This window comes from Micromonospora sp. MW-13, assembly GCF_003434305.1.
Classification (GTDB): domain Bacteria; phylum Actinomycetota; class Actinomycetes; order Mycobacteriales; family Micromonosporaceae; genus Micromonospora.
This window is the reverse complement of sequence record NZ_QKKX01000081.1, coordinates 1-4,304: the sequence shown is the minus strand read 5'-3', so window position 1 is coordinate 4,304 and position 4,304 is coordinate 1. Positions and strand designations below refer to the sequence as shown.

At 68.2% G+C, this 4,304-nt stretch carries 5 protein-coding genes; 4 read left to right on the top strand and 1 reads right to left on the bottom strand.

The window, feature by feature from the left end; genetic code table 11:
* Positions 1 to 459: M23 family metallopeptidase (locus C5N14_RS29515; RefSeq protein ID WP_207892925.1), on the bottom strand; the 459-nt coding region annotated here is incomplete at its 3' end.
* A 427-nt stretch (positions 460 to 886) separates the two neighbouring features.
* Between C5N14_RS29515 and C5N14_RS29510 the strand changes: the two genes are divergently transcribed.
* The 4 genes from C5N14_RS29510 to C5N14_RS29495 all read left to right on the top strand — a co-directional run.
* Positions 887 to 1,921, top strand: coding sequence for a sensor histidine kinase (locus C5N14_RS29510; RefSeq protein ID WP_207892924.1), 1,035 nt, complete (start codon positions 887 to 889; stop codon positions 1,919 to 1,921).
* A gap of 34 nt (positions 1,922 to 1,955) precedes the next feature.
* Entirely contained in the window at positions 1,956 to 3,011 is a 1,056-nt protein-coding gene (locus C5N14_RS29505) for a hypothetical protein (RefSeq protein ID WP_117672906.1), read from the top strand.
* Positions 2,990 to 3,646: a response regulator gene (locus tag C5N14_RS29500; RefSeq protein WP_117672902.1), complete on the top strand. Its 657-nt coding sequence runs from the start codon at positions 2,990 to 2,992 to the stop codon at positions 3,644 to 3,646. Before C5N14_RS29505 ends, C5N14_RS29500 begins: the two co-directional genes overlap by 22 nt.
* 119 nt (positions 3,647 to 3,765) lie before the next feature.
* Positions 3,766 to 4,304, top strand: a 539-nt coding sequence (locus C5N14_RS29495; RefSeq protein WP_207892923.1) for a phage tail tip lysozyme, incomplete at its 3' end; no start/stop codon positions are given.

The window sequence follows — 4,304 nt, the reverse complement described above, 5'->3', positions numbered from 1 at the left end:
CTCGTCGCCATCCAGGAAGACCAGCGGGTTGATGCGGGTGCCGCTTGGGTCGACCATGTGCCAGTGCAGGTGCGGGCCGGTCGACGAGCCGGATCCCGGTGCACCAGCTGCGCCGCCGGACAACCCGACGACCTCGCCCGCGCCAACCCGCGTGCCGTTGGGCAGCAGGAACTGCGACAGGTGTAGGTACTGGGTGCGGTAGCCGTTGTCGTGCTGAATGGTGACGGTGTATCCGCCGGTGCCGTTGTTCGGGTTGTTGGTCACGACACCGCCGCCGGCAGCCGGCAGCCGCGTGCCGACGGACATGCCGTAGTCGATGCCGCCGAGCGAACCTCGGTTGAGATGCCCCTGCCAGGTCTCAGTGATCGGGTAGCCGGTGAAGGGGTTGTAGAAGCCTGGGACGGCGGCCACGGCCGCGTCCGCCCCGGCACCGATCGCAGTGACGGCGCCGGCCGCCACCGCTGTGTGTAAGAAAGTCCGCCTACTGAATCCGTCGCCTGCCATCAACCGACTCCCGCCTCGAGGGTGCTGTGCGCTCGTAACCTAGACAGGGCATAAACCGGCGGACATCGTGTGTTCGACCGACGGCCATACCGGGCAGTTGCCACTCACCACGCACACCCCCTCACAGATCGACGAACTCGACCAACACGTCGGATTCCCGCCACGTCGTCGGTCAATGTGGACCGCGTCAGGACGGGCGGGCAGTTGTTAGGGTCGTCGCGTGATTGTCGACGTCGATTGCAGTTGTGTGACGCGGCAGCAGGCGTCCTGCTCCTGTCACGGGGCGTGACAGGTCGCCATGTCGCCGAGTTCATGCCCGGGCAGCGTAGAGGCGGAGTTCCTGGCCTCGGCACGCCGGTACGCGGTGTCTATGCGTGGGCTCGTGCTGGTGCTCATCAGCGCTTTCGGGCTGCTGGCGGTTCCCGCTGACGCCCTGCCGCTGGGGCTTGCACTGTTCGGGCTGATCGTGGTCGGCGCCGTGGTGGACTGCTGGGCCGGGTTCTCCGGACGATTGGCATCGTTGGCGCTCACGTTCGCGGTGGCGCGTGTCACGGCGATCTGCGTGACACAGGAGTGGAGCGGTGGACAGCCCAACCAGTGGGCACTCAACGCGCTCACCGCGACAGCGATCACCATGCAGTGGGATTGGCCGCCGAGGGTGTCGCTGCCCGTCACGGCCGGGATGTTCGCGGTCAACCTGGCCGTGGTCGGCGTCGGCGAGGGAAGTGCGATCGGCCTGCGGCTGCTGGTCGAGTGCGTCATGGCGCGTCTGGCGTTCGTGTTGTTGCGGCAGTCGAGCAGGCGCGTGGACTCGTTGCGGGCACGCCGGGCCGCGCTGACGCGGGCCGGGGCGGTAGCGGTGGCGCGTCACCGGCAGGAACGAGAACTCCTCGCGTTGCTGCACGACACGGCCTCGGCGACGTTCCTCATGGTGGCGACGCATGGCCGGGACACCGATCCCGGACAGGTGGCCGAGTACGCACGGCACGACCTGATGGTTCTTACGGGTACTACGGGCGGGCAGACCTCGCAGGACAGCCCGGTGGACCTGAACGTTGCGCTGCGCTCAGTCGTGGACCGAAGCCCGCTGACCGTTGACGTCCTCTGGCGGGATGGGACGGTGGTGCCCGCCTCGGTGGCACTCGCGCTGGTGCGTGCGGTACGTGAAGCACTGACCAACGTCGAGCGGCACGCCAACGTACGCGACGCCACGCTGAGCATTCATGTTGAAGGAAACCGAGTAGTCGTCACGGTCGACGACGTGGGCGTGGGGTTCTGTCCTGGGGAGGTGCCGCACTCCCGCCGCGGCATTCGCGGCTCCGTCATCGAACGCTTGACCGCAGCCGGCGGCAGCGCGCTGGTCACCTCGCGCCTCGGTGCCGGGACCTCCGTACGGCTGGTGTGGCCCGGTGACTGAGAGCCGCGCCCCGCGCGACCACGTGCACCCCACGATGCGGATCGCGCTGCTGTGTGTCGTCAGCGTCGTGCAATTCGGGCTGTGTGTACGGCCACTGGTCGAATACGCGTACCAGCCGAGGTGGGTCGCGGTGGCCGCGTTCACCGTACTGGCGCTCGTCACCGCGACCTGCGGCGTGTGGGTGGTGCGCCGAATGCCCATACCGGCCGCCGTCGTGGTGATCGGTACGGTGGCCACGCTGGCAGCCTCGGCCGGTGCCACCCACGTCCTGCCACCGGGCGGGCACTTTGGCACACCAGACTGGTCATTCGGCCTGGTGGGGTGGCATCTATTGCTGCTACTCCTGGAGCGTGTGCCCGTACTGCTCACCGCCCTGGCCGTGCACCTAACGGCGAGCCTTGGCCAATTCCTGTTGGCGGGGGTGCCGGACCGCGCCGAGATCGGTGCCGCAGGCATCGTCGCGTTCGGCACTGCCAGCATCCAGCTGGCAGTCGTGCCGCTCTCACGGATGCTGCACCGTAGAAGCCGTCAGGCGATGTCAGTGACCGCCGAGCGGGACCGGCTCATCACCAGGGTGATGTCGGCCGAGCAGTGGGAACGGGAACAGCGAACCGTCTTCGCCGGGCAGCTGGGGGTGACGCTGCCGCTGCTGGCGGACCTGGCCGATGGCGTGCTGGACCCTCGCGACGACGACACCCGACGACGGTGCTGCCTCGCGGCGACCCAGCTCCGCAGGTTGTTCGCCGAAAACGACGAGGTCCCCGATCCGCTGGTGCATGAGGTCACCGCATGTGCCGATGAGGCGGAACGGCGTGGCGTCGAGGTGTCGCTGGCGGTCAGCGGCGCGGCCGTGGCGGTGCCCTCCGACGTGCGCCGAGAACTCACCAGCCCTGTTGTGGCGACGTTGGCGGCGGCACGATCCTACGCGCGGGTGAGTGTGCTGCGGACCCACGAGGACGTGCGGGTCGCTGTGATGGCGGACGTCGGCACCAACGTAGTCACCGCGACCTCCCCACTGGTTGAGATCGACTGCGACACCTATGGCGAGTGCGTGCGAATGGAGGCCAGATGGCGGACGAGGAACAGCTGAGCGCCGTGATCGTCGATGACCACCCGGCGGTGCTGGCCGGGGTGGCCCACTGGCTGTCCTCGGGCACGCCGCCGATTCGGGTGGTCACCTCGGGCAACGACGTCCGCGTCGCGTGGCTCGGTGAGGGTGCGCAGGCCGACGTGGTCATCCTCGACCTTCACCTGGGCGGACCGACCCCCGCCGTAGGCGACCTGCGCAGGCTGGTGCAGGCGGGGCGGCGGGTCGTCGTCTACTCAATGCGCGCCGACGACGTGATCGCACTTCAGTGCCTAGAGTTGGGCGCGCTGAGCTACCTGACGAAGGCTGAGGGCGCCGAGCATCTTCTCCAAGCCACCAGGGCCGCGGCGGCCGGTCAGGCGTACACCGCGCCATCCCTGGCGGGCGCGCTCGCCGGCGACCGCTCAGCCCACCGGCCGGTGTTGTCGGTGCGTGAGACCGAGGTGCTGATCCAGTGGTTCCAGTCGCAGTCCAAGGAGTTCGTGGCTCAGCGGCTGGGGATTTCGCTGAGCACGGTCAACTCCCATCTGGAGCACATCCGGGTCAAGTACGCGATGCGTGGCCGAGCGGCCCCCACCAAGGCGGCGTTGGTAGCGCGCGCCATCCAGGACGGGTTTGTCCAGCTCGACGATCTGTGATGGTGTGCGCGGTGGGTGGCAACTGCCCGGAATGGCCGTCGGTTGAACACACGATGCATGCCGGTTCGTGCCCCGTCTAGGTTACGAGCGCACAGCACCCTCAAGGCGGGAGTCGGTTGATGGCGGGCGACGGATTCAGCAGGCGGACTTTCTTGCATGCAACGGTGGCGGCCGGTGCCGTCACTGCGGCCACCCTCGGGACGGTCTGGGTAGGAAGTGGCCCGGCACTCGCCGCCGACAACTCCAGGGCGGCATGGGACTTCTTCGTCGCCAAGGGGCTCACCGCCGAGCAGGCCGCCGGGGTCCTCGGCAACCTGGCACAGGAGTCCAACATCAACCCGCAGGCGCAGGAGCCGGGTGGGCCTGGTCGCGGGATCGCGCAATGGAGTACCGGTGGCCGCTGGGACACCACACCGAGCGCCAACGCGATGTGGTACGCCGCGTCGACCGGGCAGAGTGTCTGGAGCCTGCAGGCCCAACTCGGGTTCATCTGGTGGGAACTCACGAACATCCCTGCCTACGGTCTCGCGGAGCTGAGGAGCGCGACCACGATCGCGGACGCGACGGTCGCTTTCCAGAATCGTTACGAACGATGCGGCACGTGTCACCAGGCGACGAGAATCAGTTACGCGACCGGCTACTACAACCAGTACGCGGG